The sequence below is a fragment of the Empedobacter brevis NBRC 14943 = ATCC 43319 genome (genome assembly GCF_000382425.1).
Taxonomy (GTDB): domain Bacteria; phylum Bacteroidota; class Bacteroidia; order Flavobacteriales; family Weeksellaceae; genus Empedobacter; species Empedobacter brevis.
Genome location: NZ_KB908294.1, coordinates 57,438 through 72,904, shown reverse-complemented (window position 1 = coordinate 72,904; position 15,467 = coordinate 57,438). Strand labels below are relative to the sequence as shown.

20 protein-coding genes are annotated in these 15,467 nt (G+C 32.2%); 7 read left to right on the top strand and 13 right to left on the bottom strand.

Annotation, left to right across the window (positions count from 1 at the left end; genetic code table 11):
• Positions 1-182 precede the first annotated feature (182 nt).
• The 6 genes from H277_RS0107425 to H277_RS0107400 all read right to left on the bottom strand — a co-directional run bounded on the left by H277_RS0107425 (position 183) and on the right by H277_RS0107400 (position 6,098).
• Positions 183-1,124, bottom strand: a complete 942-nt coding sequence (locus H277_RS0107425) for a transketolase family protein (protein ID WP_180906861.1) — start codon at positions 1,122-1,124, stop codon at positions 183-185.
• Entirely contained in the window at positions 1,124-1,828 is a 705-nt protein-coding gene (locus tag H277_RS0107420; RefSeq protein ID WP_019974956.1) for a hypothetical protein, read from the bottom strand. Before H277_RS0107420 ends, H277_RS0107425 begins: the two co-directional genes overlap by 1 nt.
• Positions 1,829-1,849: 21 nt before the next feature.
• Entirely contained in the window at positions 1,850-3,304 is a 1,455-nt protein-coding gene (locus H277_RS0107415) for a hypothetical protein (RefSeq protein ID WP_146810491.1), read from the bottom strand.
• Between the two features lie 22 nt (positions 3,305-3,326).
• Positions 3,327-4,172 (bottom strand): transketolase, encoded by an 846-nt coding sequence (locus H277_RS0107410; protein ID WP_019974954.1) that lies wholly within the window; start codon positions 4,170-4,172, stop codon positions 3,327-3,329.
• Between the two features lie 148 nt (positions 4,173-4,320).
• Positions 4,321-4,563 (bottom strand): hypothetical protein, encoded by a 243-nt coding sequence (locus tag H277_RS0107405; RefSeq protein WP_019974953.1) that lies wholly within the window; start codon positions 4,561-4,563, stop codon positions 4,321-4,323.
• A gap of 2 nt (positions 4,564-4,565) precedes the next feature.
• Positions 4,566-6,098 (bottom strand): sodium:solute symporter, encoded by a 1,533-nt coding sequence (locus H277_RS0107400; RefSeq protein WP_019974952.1) that lies wholly within the window; start codon positions 6,096-6,098, stop codon positions 4,566-4,568.
• Positions 6,099-6,206: 108 nt separating this feature from the next.
• Here H277_RS0107400 and recR point away from each other — a divergent pair, with 108 nt between their 5' ends.
• Genes recR through H277_RS20600 form a run of 3 tightly spaced genes read left to right on the top strand, consistent with a single transcriptional unit; the run spans position 6,207 to position 8,028 of the window.
• On the top strand, positions 6,207-6,821 hold the full coding sequence (recR, locus tag H277_RS0107395) for a recombination mediator RecR (protein ID WP_019974951.1): 615 nt from the start codon (positions 6,207-6,209) through the stop codon (positions 6,819-6,821).
• Positions 6,822-7,409: a phosphoribosyltransferase family protein gene (locus tag H277_RS0107390; RefSeq protein WP_019974950.1), complete on the top strand. Its 588-nt coding sequence runs from the start codon at positions 6,822-6,824 to the stop codon at positions 7,407-7,409.
• The gene (locus tag H277_RS20600) at positions 7,402-8,028 is read left to right on the top strand and encodes an HAD family hydrolase (protein ID WP_019974949.1); all 627 of its coding nucleotides are present in this window, start codon (positions 7,402-7,404) and stop codon (positions 8,026-8,028) included. The genes H277_RS0107390 and H277_RS20600 overlap by 8 nt, the downstream gene beginning before the upstream one ends.
• 14 nt (positions 8,029-8,042) lie before the next feature.
• Here H277_RS20600 and H277_RS0107380 read toward each other — a convergent pair whose 3' ends face one another.
• The 6 genes from H277_RS0107380 to rsfS all read right to left on the bottom strand — a co-directional run bounded on the left by H277_RS0107380 (position 8,043) and on the right by rsfS (position 13,043).
• Positions 8,043-8,309: a hypothetical protein gene (locus H277_RS0107380; protein WP_019974948.1), complete on the bottom strand. Its 267-nt coding sequence runs from the start codon at positions 8,307-8,309 to the stop codon at positions 8,043-8,045.
• Between the two features lie 86 nt (positions 8,310-8,395).
• Complete coding sequence (locus H277_RS0107375) at positions 8,396-9,046, bottom strand: phosphatidylserine decarboxylase family protein (protein WP_019974947.1); 651 nt, start codon at positions 9,044-9,046, stop codon at positions 8,396-8,398.
• The gene (locus tag H277_RS0107370; RefSeq protein WP_019974946.1) at positions 9,043-9,891 is read right to left on the bottom strand and encodes a phosphatidate cytidylyltransferase; all 849 of its coding nucleotides are present in this window, start codon (positions 9,889-9,891) and stop codon (positions 9,043-9,045) included. The genes H277_RS0107375 and H277_RS0107370 overlap by 4 nt, the downstream gene beginning before the upstream one ends.
• 2 nt (positions 9,892-9,893) lie before the next feature.
• On the bottom strand, positions 9,894-10,499 hold the full coding sequence (locus H277_RS0107365) for a hypothetical protein (protein WP_019974945.1): 606 nt from the start codon (positions 10,497-10,499) through the stop codon (positions 9,894-9,896).
• 139 nt (positions 10,500-10,638) lie between these two features.
• A complete protein-coding gene (ftsH, locus tag H277_RS18775; RefSeq protein WP_019974944.1) occupies positions 10,639-12,651 on the bottom strand; it encodes an ATP-dependent zinc metalloprotease FtsH in 2,013 nt (670 codons plus the stop codon).
• Positions 12,652-12,674: 23 nt separating this feature from the next.
• Positions 12,675-13,043 carry a ribosome silencing factor gene (gene rsfS / locus H277_RS0107355; protein ID WP_019974943.1) on the bottom strand — a complete coding sequence of 123 codons (369 nt, stop codon included), beginning with the start codon at positions 13,041-13,043 and terminating at the stop codon, positions 12,675-12,677.
• Between the two features lie 93 nt (positions 13,044-13,136).
• On the opposite strand from rsfS, the gene H277_RS0107350 reads away from it, so the two are divergent.
• From H277_RS0107350 to H277_RS0107335, 4 genes are read left to right on the top strand one after another with little or no spacing between them, the layout of a single operon-like run.
• Positions 13,137-13,850 carry a biotin--[acetyl-CoA-carboxylase] ligase gene (locus H277_RS0107350; protein ID WP_019974942.1) on the top strand — a complete coding sequence of 238 codons (714 nt, stop codon included), beginning with the start codon at positions 13,137-13,139 and terminating at the stop codon, positions 13,848-13,850.
• A 27-nt stretch (positions 13,851-13,877) separates the two neighbouring features.
• Positions 13,878-14,393, top strand: coding sequence for an isopentenyl-diphosphate Delta-isomerase (idi, locus tag H277_RS0107345; protein WP_019974941.1), 516 nt, complete (start codon positions 13,878-13,880; stop codon positions 14,391-14,393).
• Positions 14,394-14,405: 12 nt separating this feature from the next.
• Complete coding sequence (locus H277_RS0107340; protein ID WP_019974940.1) at positions 14,406-14,816, top strand: 6-pyruvoyl trahydropterin synthase family protein; 411 nt, start codon at positions 14,406-14,408, stop codon at positions 14,814-14,816.
• Positions 14,813-15,265 (top strand): peroxiredoxin, encoded by a 453-nt coding sequence (locus H277_RS0107335; RefSeq protein ID WP_019974939.1) that lies wholly within the window; start codon positions 14,813-14,815, stop codon positions 15,263-15,265. Before H277_RS0107340 ends, H277_RS0107335 begins: the two co-directional genes overlap by 4 nt.
• Here the strand turns inward: H277_RS0107335 and H277_RS0107330 are convergent.
• Entirely contained in the window at positions 15,262-15,444 is a 183-nt protein-coding gene (locus H277_RS0107330) for a hypothetical protein (RefSeq protein WP_019974938.1), read from the bottom strand. The genes H277_RS0107335 and H277_RS0107330 overlap by 4 nt on opposite strands.
• Positions 15,445-15,467 lie beyond the last annotated feature (23 nt).

Below are 15,467 nucleotides of genomic sequence, written 5' to 3'. Positions count from 1 at the left end.
ATAAATAATACTAATTAATGAGTATTTTTTATTCGGATAAGATAGTCTAATTTTGCAAAAGACCTATGGATCAAATAGCACTTTTTTGCTTATTGACCAACCTAAATGATTTGAAATATCATTTTCTAATTTACTAAAAAGGAGCTTAAAATAAGCTCCTTTTATGATGTTTAGGAATCGATTTAAAGTAAAGATTTTACTTTCTCAATGACAGCAGTTGAATCGATACCATATTTTTTCATTAAATCTGATGGTGTTCCTGATTCACCGAATTTATCATTAACGGCAACAAAAGCTTGCTTTGTTGGTAGTTTTTGAGCTAAAACTCGGGCTACAGATTCGCCTAAACCTCCTAAAATATTATGCTCTTCAGCAGTCACAATTTTACCGGTTTTCTTTACAGAGTTTAAAATGATTTCTTCATCCAAAGGTTTGATTGTATGAATATTAATCACTTCACAAGAAATTCCTTCTTTTTCTAATTCTGCAGCGGCAACTAAAGATTCCCAAACCAAGTGTCCGGTAGCGACAATCGTTACATCTGATCCTTCGTTCATTAAAATTCCTTTTCCAATTTCAAATTTTTGATCAGCAGGTGTGAAAACAGGAACAGCAGGACGTCCGAAACGCAAGTAAACAGGACCTTCATATTCCGCAGCAGCAATTGTAGCCGCTTTAGTTTGATTGTAATCACATGGATTGATCACAACCATTCCTGGTAGCATTTTCATTAAACCGATGTCTTCTAATGTCTGATGAGTTGCTCCGTCTTCTCCTAATGTTAAACCTGCATGAGAAGCAGCTATTTTTACATTTTTATTAGAATATGCAATGGATTGGCGAATTTGATCATATACACGTGCTGTAGAAAATTCTGCAAATGTACCTGTAAACGGAATTTTACCACCTATTGTTAAACCTGCAGCAATTCCCATCATGTTTGCTTCTGCAATCCCAATTTGGAAAAAACGTTCCGGATTTTCTTTGATAAATTGATCCATTTTTAATGAACCAATTAAGTCAGCACATAATGCAACAACATTTGGATTCGTTCTTCCTAGTTCCGTTAATCCATCTCCGAATCCACTACGGGTATCTTTTTTTTCTGTGTATGTTAAGTCTATCATTGTTTTTGTTTTTTGTATTCGTTTTTGTATTCTTCTAATTCTGTTTTTTCATCAAATTGATAAATAAAATCATTTGGTGAAATATTAATTTCTTCGTTGTCTTCAGCGCTCTTTTTTATCCAATTTTCTAATGTTTCGACATTTTCTAAAACAATATTTTGCCCAACTCGATAAACCAAGCCTTTTAAATTTAGTTCAGAATTGATAAACGGAACGGTGTTGATAGTAGAATTTGTATCAATACAAATTTCTGTGCCATCATCCTTGTTGTTATCTTTTCTAAAAATGTTGTACACTTCGCATTTTTGATTTAAAATCGTTTCTTTTTTACCTGTTCTGTTTGCAACATAACTATTTCCGATAATTGAATTCGTTAAACTAGGATTATCAGTTACTAAAAAAGCATTTCCTAATAAATCTTTTGTGCCTTCAAAATCAATTTTAAAAACCTTAGGATTCTTTTCTTCACTGTAAACCGAATACATGTTGTCGTTTACTTTTAATGAAGCAAAATTTCCCATAGGAGTTCGTGTAATCATCAAATGGGCTTTGTTATCTTTTGTTGATAAAATATCCAGAAAATCTGAATAGAAATCACTTTTGATACGATATTGTATAACGTTTTCAAATTTATACGATTGCATTTGAGCAAAAGCAAAACTTGTCAAAATTATTAAGATGAAGCTGATAGACTTTTTCATTATGGATGTATTTGATAATTATCAATCCAAAGAATTCAAGAAAGTGGTTAATTTTTCTTTGTCTTCTTTTTTCAGTTTATCGTATTTATTGTTAATTTCTAAAACACTTTTTCTCATGGCATCAATTGTTTCAGGTAAACCAACACTTCCGCTTTGATAGATGTACAAATCACACACTTGGCCTGCATAATTGTAAACTAAGTTTCCTAATTCTTTGTCTGTAAAAGTCGGAATTTTAGTTTTTAAATCTTTACAGTGTTCAGGAGCAACTTTCATGAAATCTTGAACGTTAGGATTGTCGATTGCCAGATCAATTGTATTAATATCAGTTGTTTTGTAAGCTGAAATGTAAGGATCGTAATAATCTGCCATAGACACAGCTGAAACAGCAGAATCTACTGCTACAGCAGCTTCGTCATAGTCAGAAGAGACTTCCGTTAATTTAAACTTTTTGGCATCGTCAAAATATGTTTTGAAAAGATGATTTAATTCTTTTACCTCGCTTTTGTTTGCTAATTTATTTTTTTTGAATTGTTTGATCAATTGAGCGGTAGAACCTTGAGCCGTTGATAATGCTGCTGAACGATCAATATCTGGATTTCCATCATAGTCATTATCCGTGTAAACCAAACTATAATTTAATGAAGCAATAGTTCCAAAAAGATTATTGATATTGTTGTTGTCTGATGTTTGATACGTGTAATAATTAATGATTGGGTCTTCGTAACGATTATCCGGTGTGTAAGCAGCAACAGGAGATGTAGAATCTACAGCGGCCATAAGATTATCATACTCCAGTTTCTTTTTTGCTATTTCGTTTGTAAAGTTTTCGATTTCTTTTTTCTCATCGAATGTTACTTTTACATTAGAATTTGCAATATTTTGAATTGTTAATCCATTAAAATCTCCCGCATCATACCTCACTAAAAGTCCTTTTAATTTTATTTGAGGAAACATGATAGCTACATTATTTATAGCATTTTTCTCGTCAATGCATAATGTTGATGTTTTGTTTTCAAATTCTGTTTTAGAAGTCAATTCATATTCATTACAAGTATATCCATTGATGGTTGCAGATGAATTTAAGTTTTTTACCGAAACAAATTTTTCAAACAAGTTGTCTGAATAAGGTTTTAAATTATCTTCAGAAACACCTTCATAATAATAAGGTGCTTTTATTGATAATTGATTTTCTAATGAATTGGCATATACATCAAAGAACCTGTTGTTATGAATAAAGAAAGATTCTTTATTAAAACTTCCCGATACATAAGGACCTCCTTCTGAGGTTCCTAAAACAGCATCTTTTGTGATATATGTAACAAATAGCAACTCTTTTTGTCCTTCTAAATAAACACGATATTCATCTGGTAAATTGATTTTGTAAGAAACTTTTTTATCAAAAGAATAGGTTTTTTCTTGCCCAAAGGCTGTCAAAGAACAAAGCGTAAGTATTGAATAAAATAATGTTTTCATAGTATTTTGGTTATGCTAATTTTTAGTAATCTGTTAATTCCGTTTCAGGGTTTTGAGTTAAGGCATTCTCTAATTGCTCATCATTAGGAGCTTTCCCATGCCAAGCATGACTTCCCATCATATAATCAACTCCATTCCCCATTTCTGTGTGTAATAAAATAGAAACTGGTTTTCCATTTCCTGTTAATGTTTTAGCTTTTTCTAAAATAGCAATTACTTTTTCTAAATCATTTCCATTTTCTTCTTCTAAAACAATCCAACCAAAAGCTTCTAATTTTGCTTTCAAATCACCTAAAGGCATTACAACATCTGTATCACCATCAATTTGACGACCATTGTAATCAATTGTAGAAATGATATTATCTACTTTCTTACCAGCGGCATACATAAAGGCTTCCCAAATTTGGCCTTCCTGTAATTCACCATCACCATGTAATGTGTAAATTAATTTATCGTCATTGTTTAATTTTTTTGCTTGAGCAGCACCTAAAGCTACAGATAATCCTTGTCCTAAAGAGCCTGAAGCGATACGAATACCTGGTAAACCTTCATGTGTTGTAGGGTGACCTTGTAAACGAGAATCTAATTTTCTGAAAGTAGCTAATTCGCTTACTGGGAAAAATCCTGAACGTGCTAAAGTGCTGTAATAAACCGGAGAAATATGCCCGTTAGATAAGAAAAATAGGTCTTCTCCTTTTCCGTCCATAGAGAAATCTGTAGAATAGGTCATTACTTTACCATATAAAGCGGCAAAGAATTCTGCACAACCTAATGATCCACCTGGGTGACCACTATTTACGGCATGTACCATTCTCAAAATATCTCTTCTTGTTTGTTGTACTTGTGTTTGAAGTTCTTGAAGTGTCATTGTTTGTTTATAAAAATTTGAACAAAAATAATTCTTTTTTAATGGGCAAAAAAATGATAGAACATAAATCACTAGAAATAGGGAACAGTTTTTAATTGATCGTGTAAATACAAAAAAAAGACGAAGTTTTTACTCCGTCTTTTTTATGTTATTCTTCTACGTGCCACTCACCCCGATGAGGAATCAATGCATCACGAACCTGTATCATTTCAGATTCTACAACAACCAAATATGCTACGGCATATTCAGGTTCAATTTCTACAAATTCAGCAATTGTACTTTGCAGTTTTTCTTTTTCTGCATATTGTTTCAAGTGAATTGCATGATGTTTTGCAGTAGGTATGGCATCAGGACCATAAAAATCCCATATTAATTTTAATTTTTTTTCCATGTTTAAGTTGTAATTTCTTTTTGTTGATTAGCGCTAACGAGCCATAATCCGACAAAAGTTAATAAACCATTCAGAATAATTAACTCCACTCCAATTCTGTAATCGCTAAAATTAATGACCAGTTCATTGATGATGTATGTGATAACAGGAGCTAGTAGCGCTACTGTAATAATTGAATATTTTTTGTAAATATGACGTTTTGTTAAAATTCCGAAAGCGAATAATCCCAATAAAGGACCGTACGTATATCCTGCAACTTCCATAACCAAATAAACAATCGATTTATTGTTAATCATTTTAAAGATCATGATTAAAATGAAGAAGATGACAGTGAAAGCCAGATGAACTCTGATCCGGATTCTTTTCTTCTCCTTTTCTGATTTTTCGTTGTCTTCGTTGAGATTCAATAAATCGACACAGTAAGAGCTGGTAACGGCAGTTAAAGCCCCATCAGCAGAAGGAAACAAAGCGGAAATTAATCCGATGATAAAAATGATTGAGATCACCATAGGGAAATGATGGCCTAAAAGTGAAAGGGCAGGGAACATGTCATCTCCCATAATATTCTGTCCACCTTGCTCCATGATAAAACCATCGGTTGTATAAAAACCTCCTTCACTCATTGCATATAAATAAAGCAATCCGCCTAAGAAGAGAAATGCAAGATTTACGATTAACAATGTTCCGGCAAAAGTTAACATGTTCTTTTTTGAATTTTGTAGATTATCAACCGAGATATTTTTTTGCATCATTTCCTGGTCAAGTCCGGTCATTGCAATTGTAATGAACATTCCGCCCAAGATTGTCTTTAAGAAAAAAGTCTTAGAGTTTGGATCTAAGTTGATTAAATGGGTATAATTTTTAGCTTGCATGATATCATAGGCCTCCGCCACAGATAAATTGAGATGAGATAAGATAAACCAAATACAAGCAATCAAACTAATAATCATAAATGATGTTTGTAATGTATCTGTAACGACTATTGTTTTTACTCCTCCTTCAAATGTATACAATAAGATCATCAATAATAAGATAAATGTTGTTACCCAAAACGGAACCCCTAAATTATCCAGTAAAAAGATTTGCAAGACATTTACCACTAAATACAAACGTGCTGTAGCACCAATTCCTCTCGAGATAATAAAAAAAACAGAACCTATTTTATGTGCTTCAACATTGAAACGTTTGCCTAAATAAGTATAAATGGAAGTCAAATTCATTCGATAATATAACGGAAGTAATACACCGGCAACGATAAAATAACCAAGAAAAAAACCGATGACCATCATATAATATTCGAAACCACCGTAAATGTATTCGGATCCGGTTAGCTTTCCGACTGTTCCCGGAACAGAGATGAATGTTACGCCACTTAAGCTTGTTCCAATCATTCCGAAAGCGACTAACCACCATTTACTTTTTTTATTTCCGTTAAAAAAAGATTGATTATCCGAATTTCGGCTTGTGATATACGAGATGACTAAAAGTCCTACAAAGTATACAATTACACAAAGCAGTAAAATTGTTGAGTTCATAATTTCTTAGAGTAAATAAGCCCAAATTTACTATTTTTGGATTAATGGTGACAGATTAATTTTACGAAGATAAAATTGTAAATTTGTCGTCTATAATTTTTTGAATAAATGAATTACCCAAGCAAGGTTCTGGAGCGAGCTGTAGAAGAAATGTCAAATTTACCGGGGATAGGAAAAAGAACGGCTTTGCGACTTGTTTTACATATGTTGAATCGTCCAAAATCGCAAACAACAGCTTTGTCAGAAGCGCTTTCACATTTAGTAGATGATGTCAAATATTGTCAACATTGTCATACCATTTCAGATGAGGAGGTTTGTGAGATCTGTAGTAATCCTTTGCGTGACGAATCTACAATTTGTGTCGTAGAAGATGTTCGTGATGTAATGGCAATTGAAAATACAGGACAATTTAAAGGACAATATCACGTTTTAGGAGGAAAGATTTCTCCGATGGAAGGAATTGGACCAGGCCAATTAAATATTCCAACATTAATAGACCGCGTTCAGAATGAAAGTGTGAAAGAAATAATTTTTGCTTTAAGTTCAACAATGGAAGGTGATACCACTGTTTTTTATTTGTATAGACAATTGAAAAATACCGAAATTATTTTTTCTACCATTGCAAGAGGACTTGGAGTAGGTGACGAGTTAGAGTATGCAGATGAAGCAACTTTGGTTCGTTCTATTCAACACCGGATACCATATTCTGAAAATAAGTTTTAAATGAAAGTAGTTAATTTTGATCAAAAAGTGTTTGATTCTTTTTTGCAAAAGAACTTAGAGAAGTTCTTAGATAAAAATGGAAATTGCTTAGTAGTTGGAATTAAAGAAGGAGGAATACCTATAGCAAAAATGGTGGTAAAACAACTTCAAAAAGAAAGTTCTACAAAAATTGATTTTGTTTCAGTTACTTGCCAGCGACCATCAACAAAAAGAAAAAAGAGTAATCAATTAATTAAAATTACTCTCCAAAAATCTTTTAAGATTTTACCACAATCAATTTTGAATAGGCTGCGAGTTATTGAATATAAATATTTACTACATAAAGCTGAAAATAATTCAAGAGAAATTACCTTTCCTGATAATTTTGATTGGAAAGTATATGACAAAATACTTGTTGTAGATGATGCGGTTGATTCAGGTAATTCTTTGAGAAGTGTACTCGAAAAGATAGAACAAGAAATAATAATACCGAAAACGAATATTATTTCATTAACTGTAGTTGTAACAAATAAAGAATCAGTTATTGTTCCAGATTATTATTTATATTCAGATATATTAATTAGATTTCCTTGGTCATTAGATGGATAAAAAAGTTGTTTTTGATTTCGATAAAACTTTAATTCGAATTAATTCGTTTACACATTGGATATTTTTTATTTGGTCAAATTCTTTTTTGACATTAGAATTGAGATTATTTTTTACTATTTCAAGATTAATTTTTAAGAGAAAAATAAGTAGAAATCTTTCACATGAATTATTTAAAAGAGAAATAATTCTTCTTGAATATCCCCCAGACTATTGCTCCAAATTTTCTAAGAAATTATATCCTTATTTGAATAAAAATGTTATGAATTATCTAGATTATTTTGGAGAAAATAATTACCAGATAGCCATTTCATCTGCTGCTCCGGAAATTTATTTAAAAGAGTTTATACAAAATTATATTACGGTAAATCAATTTTTGGTAGTAGGTGCAACAATTGAAGAACATCGACTGAATGATAATTTCGGAGAGAAGAAAGTGGAAAACTTAATCAAAAAAGGTTTTCTAGACAGTGGAGAGAAATTTGATGTTTTATTTACTGATTCTTTCGATGATAAAACTTTAGCTGGTCTTGCTAAAGAAATCTATTTAATTTCTCCGGATGAAAAATCAAAAGCAGAATTTTTTAAATTTTTTCCTGAAAAAATAAAACGTAAAGAATAAAAAAAAGCTGAATCTTAATGACCAGCTTTTACAGTATCTTTCTTCTCTGTTTTAGGAGTTTCTACTGTTTTTGTAGAATCTTTTACCTCCTCATGTTTTTCTTCTGCTGCCTGAGCATGTTCTCCGTCATGAGCAGCGTGAGCAGCTTCAGATTTGTGATGCATTTCCTCTGCGGTTGCCGGCTCATGAACTACAGGAAGGACACCATGATTTACACTTGCCTTAGAGTTACAAGAAGTAGCAAATGCAGCAACAGCTACTAAAAGAATTAATTTTTTCATGTCTTACAAAATTTATTGTATGGGTATATTATGATAATATTGTTTTTGACAAAATTAGTTAAAAACATTGAGTTCAACTAACTGATTTATTTCAATTGTGCAATTTTCTGAATTCCACCTTTTGTTTTATCTCCTACCTTTACATTTATTTCAGTATCAAGTGGCAAAAAGATATCAACACGTGAACCAAATTTTATAAATCCATATTCTTTTCCTGCTACAGCAGTGTCATTCTCCTTACTATAACAAACAATTCTTCGTGCTACAGCACCGGCTATTTGTCTGAAAAGAACTTTTGTGTGATCCGAATTTTCAACAACAACGGTTGTTCTTTCATTTAATTCAGATGACTTTGGATGAAATGCTACCAAGAATTTTCCCGGATGGTACTTAGAATAAATGACTTTTCCATTGACAGGGTAACGTGTTACATGTACGTTAAGCGGCGTCATGAAAATAGACAATTGAATACATTTCTGATTTAAAAATTCACTTTCGTAAACTTCTTCTAATACCACAACTTTTCCATCTACAGGCGCAATAACGCAGTTTTCAGATGAATCTGATTCTCTAATCGGATTTCGGAAAAACCATACGATAAATCCGTAAGTAACCCATAACGGTAAAGCGAAATAAAAACCATAAACAGGGAAAAAATAATGTAATACTCCTGTAGCGATTGCAAATAAAATTAAACAACCTATCAAAATTGCTGTTCCTTCTCTGTGAAGTTTCATAAAGTATATATGAATAAATAATATAAATAAACAAATGGTACGACAAATATAAAGCTATCTAGTCGATCTAAAAAACCGCCATGGCCAGGAATTAAATTACTGCTGTCTTTTACATTAAAAAAACGTTTCAATTTAGATTCTGTTAAATCTCCCAATGGGCCTAATGCAGCGACAATTAAGCCGATAACCATCCAATTTCCATGTAAGTTTTCTCCAAAATATTTCTGAATAAAAAATCCGGCTAGTAATGTAAAAATAATTCCACCAAAAAATCCTTCCCAAGTTTTTGCACCCGAAATTTTTGGGGCTAATTTATGTTTTCCAATTAGATTCCCTGTTAAATAAGCAAATGTATCACTGCACCAAAGCAATAAAAACACAAAGAAAACTTCGTAATGCATTGCTTTCTCTCCTAAGTGGTAATCAAAACTTGGTAACGTTAGAGCAACGGCAAAAGGAGCAATAATGTAGGTTAATCCTAATGTAGCTTTTCCGAAATCATTTAATAATTCATTGGTTGATTTGAAAATAACATAAATACTGAAGGTAAATAAAACAGGAATAATAAAATACAAACTTCTTAAATGAAAGTAATAATGGTTTGAAGTTTCGAAAGCTTCAAGAAACTCTTTTCCATAATATCCAAAAACAATTAAAGCTGCTACAAGCGCTCCTAATTGGTAAAGTTTATTCTTAAGATTGGTGATTTTAAAGAATTCGTACAAACAAAAAAGTCCGAAAACCATCATCAAAACGATTAAACCTTTTGGATGTATTGTTGTACCGAAAAATATAATAAGTGCGTAAATAAGTCCCGAGAAAGCTCTAATTGCTAAGTTTTTCATCTCTATTCTTCAACCAATAACAAATAAATATTCTTCGCATTCTGTACATTTGGAAATTTATGCATGTTTTTCCCACGAATAGAAGTTATTTTAGATGGAAGGTTGTCTTTTTTTAATGTTCGTAATTTTTGTAATGCCGCACCAACATTTTCTACTAATTGCGATGGGCGTGCATAGATAATAAAATTTGATGGAAAATCATCTATATTTCTTCCGCAAGTTTGATGTGCCGATAACATAATACTGCCATCAAAGGCGATTAGAAACTCACAACTAAGAAAACTAAGCGTATATCGCGAGTCACAAGGGTTTTCCACATAAGGAATCTGAATGTTTGTTAATATTTCTTGAAGTTTAGGATCAAGGCAAATCAACTCCGTAACATTTTCGTAATGGATAATTTCTTTTAAGTTTTGAAAAGCTTCTTGATTATTATCACAGAATAAAAAATGCCCACCACCAGCATTGAAGTTTGTCGCAAAAACTTCGTCCATAGAAACGTTGTGCTCAGAATAATTAGGATGAAACAAATCGATGTGATTATTATCCTCTTTATCCTCAGGTTTCTCTATCGCTTTTTTTAGTAGGTTTTTAATTGCTTTCCACATGGAAACTTATGATTTTGTACAATATTATACGATTTCAGCCTAAAGGTAACAAATTTTGTTAATACTAATATGATGTAAAAAAAAAATCGTCTTATTAAGACGATTTTTTAAATTATAATAGAAAATTTAACTTGTAAAATTAAATATCGTTTCCAGATTCTGGCTGAATAATTTGTTCCGGATCAGTTTCAATAATTTGTTCTTGTTTATCTTCTGATTGATCCAACTCATTGACAAATTTTCTTGGTCCGAAAATTTCTTCTAAATCTTCTCTGAAAATAACTTCTTTCTCAATTAATTTTTGAGCTAAAACATCTAATTGATCACGGTGTTCACGCAAAATATCTTTTGCTCTATCGTATTGAGCTTCGATCATTGTTTTAACTTCTTTATCAATTACCTGAGCAGTTTGTTCAGAATAAGGTTTACTGAATCCATATTCGTTTTGTCCGGATGAATCATAATAAGATACATTTCCAACTTCTTTGTTTAAACCATAGATACTAACCATGGCAGAAGCTTGTTTTGTAACTTTTTCTAAATCACTTAATGCACCTGTAGAAATATTACTAAAAACGACTTCCTCAGCAGCACGACCTCCCATTGTCATACACATTTCGTCTAACAATTGTTCTGTCGTTGTAATTTGTCTTTCTTCCGGTAAATACCAAGCAGCACCTAATGAACGTCCACGAGGAACAATCGTCACTTTTACCAATGGAGCAGCATGTTCAGTTAACCATCCGATTGTTGCATGACCAGCTTCGTGGTAAGCAATACGTTTTTTCTCAGAAGGTTTAATGACTTTACTTTTCTTCTCTAATCCACCAATAATACGGTCAACAGCATCTAAAAAGTCTTGTTTTTCTACCACTTCTTTGTTTTTACGAGCAGCAACTAGAGCAGCTTCGTTACAAACATTGAAGATATCTGCACCGGAAAATCCCGGTGTTTGTTTAGCTAAAAATTCAATTTCAACATCTTCTCCTAATTTTAAAGGACGCAAGTGAACTGCGAAAATTTCTTTACGTTCGTTCAATTCAGGTAAATCAACGTGAATAATACGGTCAAAACGACCTGGACGCATCAAAGCTTTATCCAATACATCAGCACGGTTTGTGGCAGCAATCACGATGACATTAGATTCTGTTCCAAAACCATCCATTTCTGTTAACAACTGATTCAATGTATTCTCACGTTCATCGTTAGAGCCTGTGAAGTTTGATTTTCCACGTGCACGTCCAATTGCATCAACTTCATCAATAAAGATAATTGAAGGGGATTTTTCTTTTGCGTTTTTAAATAAATCTCGCACACGAGAGGCACCAACTCCTACAAACATTTCAACAAAATCTGAACCTGATAATGAGAAGAAAGGAACTTTTGCTTCTCCAGCTACAGCTTTTGCTAATAAGGTCTTACCTGTTCCAGGAGGTCCTACTAATAAGGCTCCTTTAGGAATTCGTCCACCTAATTTTGTGAATTTTTCAGGATGTTTTAAGAATTCAACAATCTCTTCAATTTCTTCTTTTGCACCTTCTAATCCGGCTACATCTTTGAAAGTTGTTTTGATGTGGTCATCACCTTCAAATAATTTAGCTTTCGATTTCCCTACAGAGAAAATCCCTCCACCTCCTCCGGCAGATCCTCCAGCACCCATTCTTCTGAACAGTAAGAAGTAAATTAATCCGAAGAAAATTAGTGAAATGAAAAGATTCATAAATAATCCTCCAAAACCATTTGATACAAGCGTATTAAGTTTTGCAGTCTTATTTGGACTTTTTTCCACATTCGCATAAAAATCTTTTTCAAAATTTCCTGCATCAGCGACATTAAATGTAAAATTAGGAGCACCTGTAGCAAAAGGGTTTAAAGATTCATTTGATTTTTTGAATTTCTTAAATTCTTCCGTATTCAGTGCCGCATCAGTTAAATAAACACTAACTCGTCCGGTTTCTTTTTCTAAATCAGCTTCTTTGACATATCCTTTTTCTACATAAGTAAGAAATGTTGTACGGTCAATATTTTTAGTAGTACCGCCTACACCGCCAATATTATCAGAAAATAACAGAAAGGCAATCAGCAATAATCCTATTATAGCATAAATCCATGTAGGATTAAACCCCGAAGGTTTAAAATTATTTTTTTTCAATTTTTTTTTGGTTTCAGTTATGATTAATATTCCATTTCGATACGTGTCTCTATGGCATCACCCCAAAGACTTTCGATATCGTAATATTCTCTGTATTCTTTTTGGAAAATATGGACAATGACATTGGTGTAATCGATCAAAACCCATTGGTTATTTTGAGTACCTTCTACATGAAAAGGTCTTTCAGACATTTCTGTTTTTACAGTTCTTTCTATAGAAGCTGCTAAAGCACTAACTTGTGTATTAGAATTTCCTGTACAAATAACAAAGTACTGGCAAAATGCATTTTCAATTTCTCTTAAGTCTAGAATGGTAATTTCTTCTCCTTTAACATTTGTAATTCCATCAACAATGCTATCCAGCAAGTCTTTTGTATATTGAGTATCTATCATCTTTTATTTTGTAATTCGCAAATTTAGTGAATCCTTATTAAAGTTTAAACTTTTTAAAATAACTTTAACCACTGTATAAAAGTAGTAAAAAAAATGTACTTAATTAGTTTTGATTCTTTGCCTAATACGAATGAGTTCTTAGTGGAATTGTCCAAAAAAGATGCCAATAGTTGGACTGTCATACATGCTAAAAATCAAACAAAAGGAAAAGGTTATGCTGGAAATGAATGGAAGGTGACTGCTGGCGAAAATTTAACCTTTAGTTTTTTACTGAAAACGGATTATAGTTTTCAAGAATTAATCTATTTCAACGAATGGATTTCGAATGTTATTTGTCTATTTTTAAAACAATTTCATTCAAAATCAAACGTAAAATGGCCGAATGATATTATTCTCAATGATAAAAAGGTGTGTGGCATTTTGATTGAAAACCACCGGTCGAATGGAAGGATGAATTCGGTAATTGGAATTGGAATGAATGTGAATCAAACTGATTTTAATCAGTTACCAAAAGCTACATCAATTCGGAAAGTGACTGACAAAGAATATGACATCGAGGAAATTTTGGCAGGTTTAATGCATTTATTTGAGGCAGAATATTCCATTTTAGAACAGAAAGATTTCAATCAAATTCATCAAACTTATTTGGATAATTTGTTTAGAAAAGATGAAAATTCTACATTTATATTAAACGGGGAGGAAACGAATGGAATTATTCGTGATGTGAATGAAGCCGGAAATCTTTTGATTGAAATTAACCAAGAATTGAGAGAGTTTAAACACAAAGAAATTGAACTTCTTTTTTAATCCTGTATAAAAGGTTATTTTTGTTACATGAAAGAATTCGTAGTTTTAGTTGATCAAGATGATCAAAAATTAGGATTGATGGAGAAACAACAAGCTCATGTAGCCGGATTGTTGCATCGTGCATTTTCTGTTTTTGTTTTCAATTCGAAAGGTGAATTGATGATTCAGCAAAGAGCTGCAACTAAATATCATTCTCCGACACTGTGGACCAATACGTGTTGCAGCCATCCGCGTGATAAGGAAACTTATGAAGAAGCTGCACATAGACGTTTACAAGAAGAAATGGGGTTTGATTGTGAATTGGAATATAAATTTAATTTTATTTATAAAGCTCATTTGGAAAATGACTTAACAGAACATGAACTGGATCACGTTTTTATTGGGACATTTGACGATGAGCCAAATTTGAATCCGGATGAAGTGATGGCTTATCGTTGGGTAGAGTTAGATGATTTGAAAAAAGATATAGAAAAAAATCCTCAGAATTATACGGCTTGGTTCAAAATAATTTTTGAACATTACGTTTCGTATATTGAAGAATAAATAATTATACAGATGAAAGTGACGGTCAACAGAAAAGCACATTTTAACGCAGCACATCGATTATTTAATCAAACTTGGAGCGACGAACAAAATTTTAAAGTTTTTGGAAAATGTTCTTATCCGAATTATCATGGACATAATTATGAAATTATAGTTTCGGTAAAAGGAGAAGTTGATCCGGAAACCGGATTTGTGATGAATTTGGATCAGTTACGTAAAATTATTGAAGTTGAAGTCGAAGATTACCTGGATCACAAAAATCTAAATGTAGACATTGAAGAATTTAAAACTGTTAATCCGACAGCTGAGAATATTGTGATTTTGATTTGGAATAAAATTCGTGCAAAATTAGCTTCAGGCTTAGAATTGAAAGTAACATTATATGAGACTCCTCGTAATTTTGTAGAATACACTGGCGAATGAAAATAGGAAGTCATATCCCAACTTTTTCGTTGGAAGATAACAAAGGAAATTGGTTCAATTCGGACGAATTTTTATACAAAAAATACTTTGTCCTTTTCTTTTATCCGATGGACTTTACACCAACGTGTACAAAAGAAGTATGTGAATTTCGTGATGTAAATGCAGATTTTAATGCATTAGATGCTGTTGTAGTCGGAATTAATGGGCAATCAACTTCTTCGCACGAAAGATTTTATACGAAACATCAGCTCAATTTTCCATTGCTTTCGGATAAAGGAGCAAAATTGTCGAAGTTGTTAGGAATTAAAAAGAAATTTGGATTACTCACGCCGCGTGAAACATTTGTATTCAATAAACAAGGACAACTAATAGAACATATTGTTTCGAATGTGGCCAATGTGCATATCGAAGAAGCGATGAAAGCGATAAAAAAAGACCAGAGAAATTAGTTTTCCTGGTCTTTTTGTTTGTATAACATTTTTCGGACAAGCACACGGTAAACAAAAAAGATTGCTGCACCAATTCCCGAAGTAATTAACATCGATTGTGTATCGCTTTTATCAAACAAATATTTTAGTCCAAACAACACGAAAAAGAAAATGATACTATAAATGATATTTTGTTTCATATGGTAAAAGTAGGGATTATTCC

Excerpts from the sequence above, each read along its gene's own strand:
- H277_RS0107415 (WP_146810491.1), bottom strand. The coding sequence starts at position 3,304 with ATGAAAACATTATTTTATTCAATACTTACGCTTTGTTCTTTGACAGCC.
- H277_RS0107410 (WP_019974954.1), bottom strand. The coding sequence starts at position 4,172 with ATGACACTTCAAGAACTTCAAACACAAGTACAACAAACAAGAAGAGAT.
- recR (WP_019974951.1), top strand. The coding sequence starts at position 6,207 with ATGAATTACCCAAGCAAGGTTCTGGAGCGAGCTGTAGAAGAAATGTCA.
- H277_RS0107370 (WP_019974946.1), bottom strand. The coding sequence starts at position 9,891 with ATGAAAAACTTAGCAATTAGAGCTTTCTCGGGACTTATTTACGCACTT.
- H277_RS0107380 (WP_019974948.1), bottom strand. The coding sequence starts at position 8,309 with ATGAAAAAATTAATTCTTTTAGTAGCTGTTGCTGCATTTGCTACTTCT.
- H277_RS0107340 (WP_019974940.1), top strand. The coding sequence starts at position 14,406 with ATGAAAGTGACGGTCAACAGAAAAGCACATTTTAACGCAGCACATCGA.
- H277_RS0107335 (WP_019974939.1), top strand. The coding sequence starts at position 14,813 with ATGAAAATAGGAAGTCATATCCCAACTTTTTCGTTGGAAGATAACAAA.
- H277_RS0107350 (WP_019974942.1), top strand. The coding sequence starts at position 13,137 with ATGTACTTAATTAGTTTTGATTCTTTGCCTAATACGAATGAGTTCTTA.
- H277_RS0107375 (WP_019974947.1), bottom strand. The coding sequence starts at position 9,046 with ATGAAACTTCACAGAGAAGGAACAGCAATTTTGATAGGTTGTTTAATT.
- H277_RS0107390 (WP_019974950.1), top strand. The coding sequence starts at position 6,822 with ATGAAAGTAGTTAATTTTGATCAAAAAGTGTTTGATTCTTTTTTGCAA.
- H277_RS0107330 (WP_019974938.1), bottom strand. The coding sequence starts at position 15,444 with ATGAAACAAAATATCATTTATAGTATCATTTTCTTTTTCGTGTTGTTT.
- H277_RS0107365 (WP_019974945.1), bottom strand. The coding sequence starts at position 10,499 with ATGTGGAAAGCAATTAAAAACCTACTAAAAAAAGCGATAGAGAAACCT.
- H277_RS0107420 (WP_019974956.1), bottom strand. The coding sequence starts at position 1,828 with ATGAAAAAGTCTATCAGCTTCATCTTAATAATTTTGACAAGTTTTGCT.
- H277_RS0107405 (WP_019974953.1), bottom strand. The coding sequence starts at position 4,563 with ATGGAAAAAAAATTAAAATTAATATGGGATTTTTATGGTCCTGATGCC.
- rsfS (WP_019974943.1), bottom strand. The coding sequence starts at position 13,043 with ATGATAGATACTCAATATACAAAAGACTTGCTGGATAGCATTGTTGAT.
- H277_RS20600 (WP_019974949.1), top strand. The coding sequence starts at position 7,402 with ATGGATAAAAAAGTTGTTTTTGATTTCGATAAAACTTTAATTCGAATT.
- idi (WP_019974941.1), top strand. The coding sequence starts at position 13,878 with ATGAAAGAATTCGTAGTTTTAGTTGATCAAGATGATCAAAAATTAGGA.
- H277_RS0107400 (WP_019974952.1), bottom strand. The coding sequence starts at position 6,098 with ATGAACTCAACAATTTTACTGCTTTGTGTAATTGTATACTTTGTAGGA.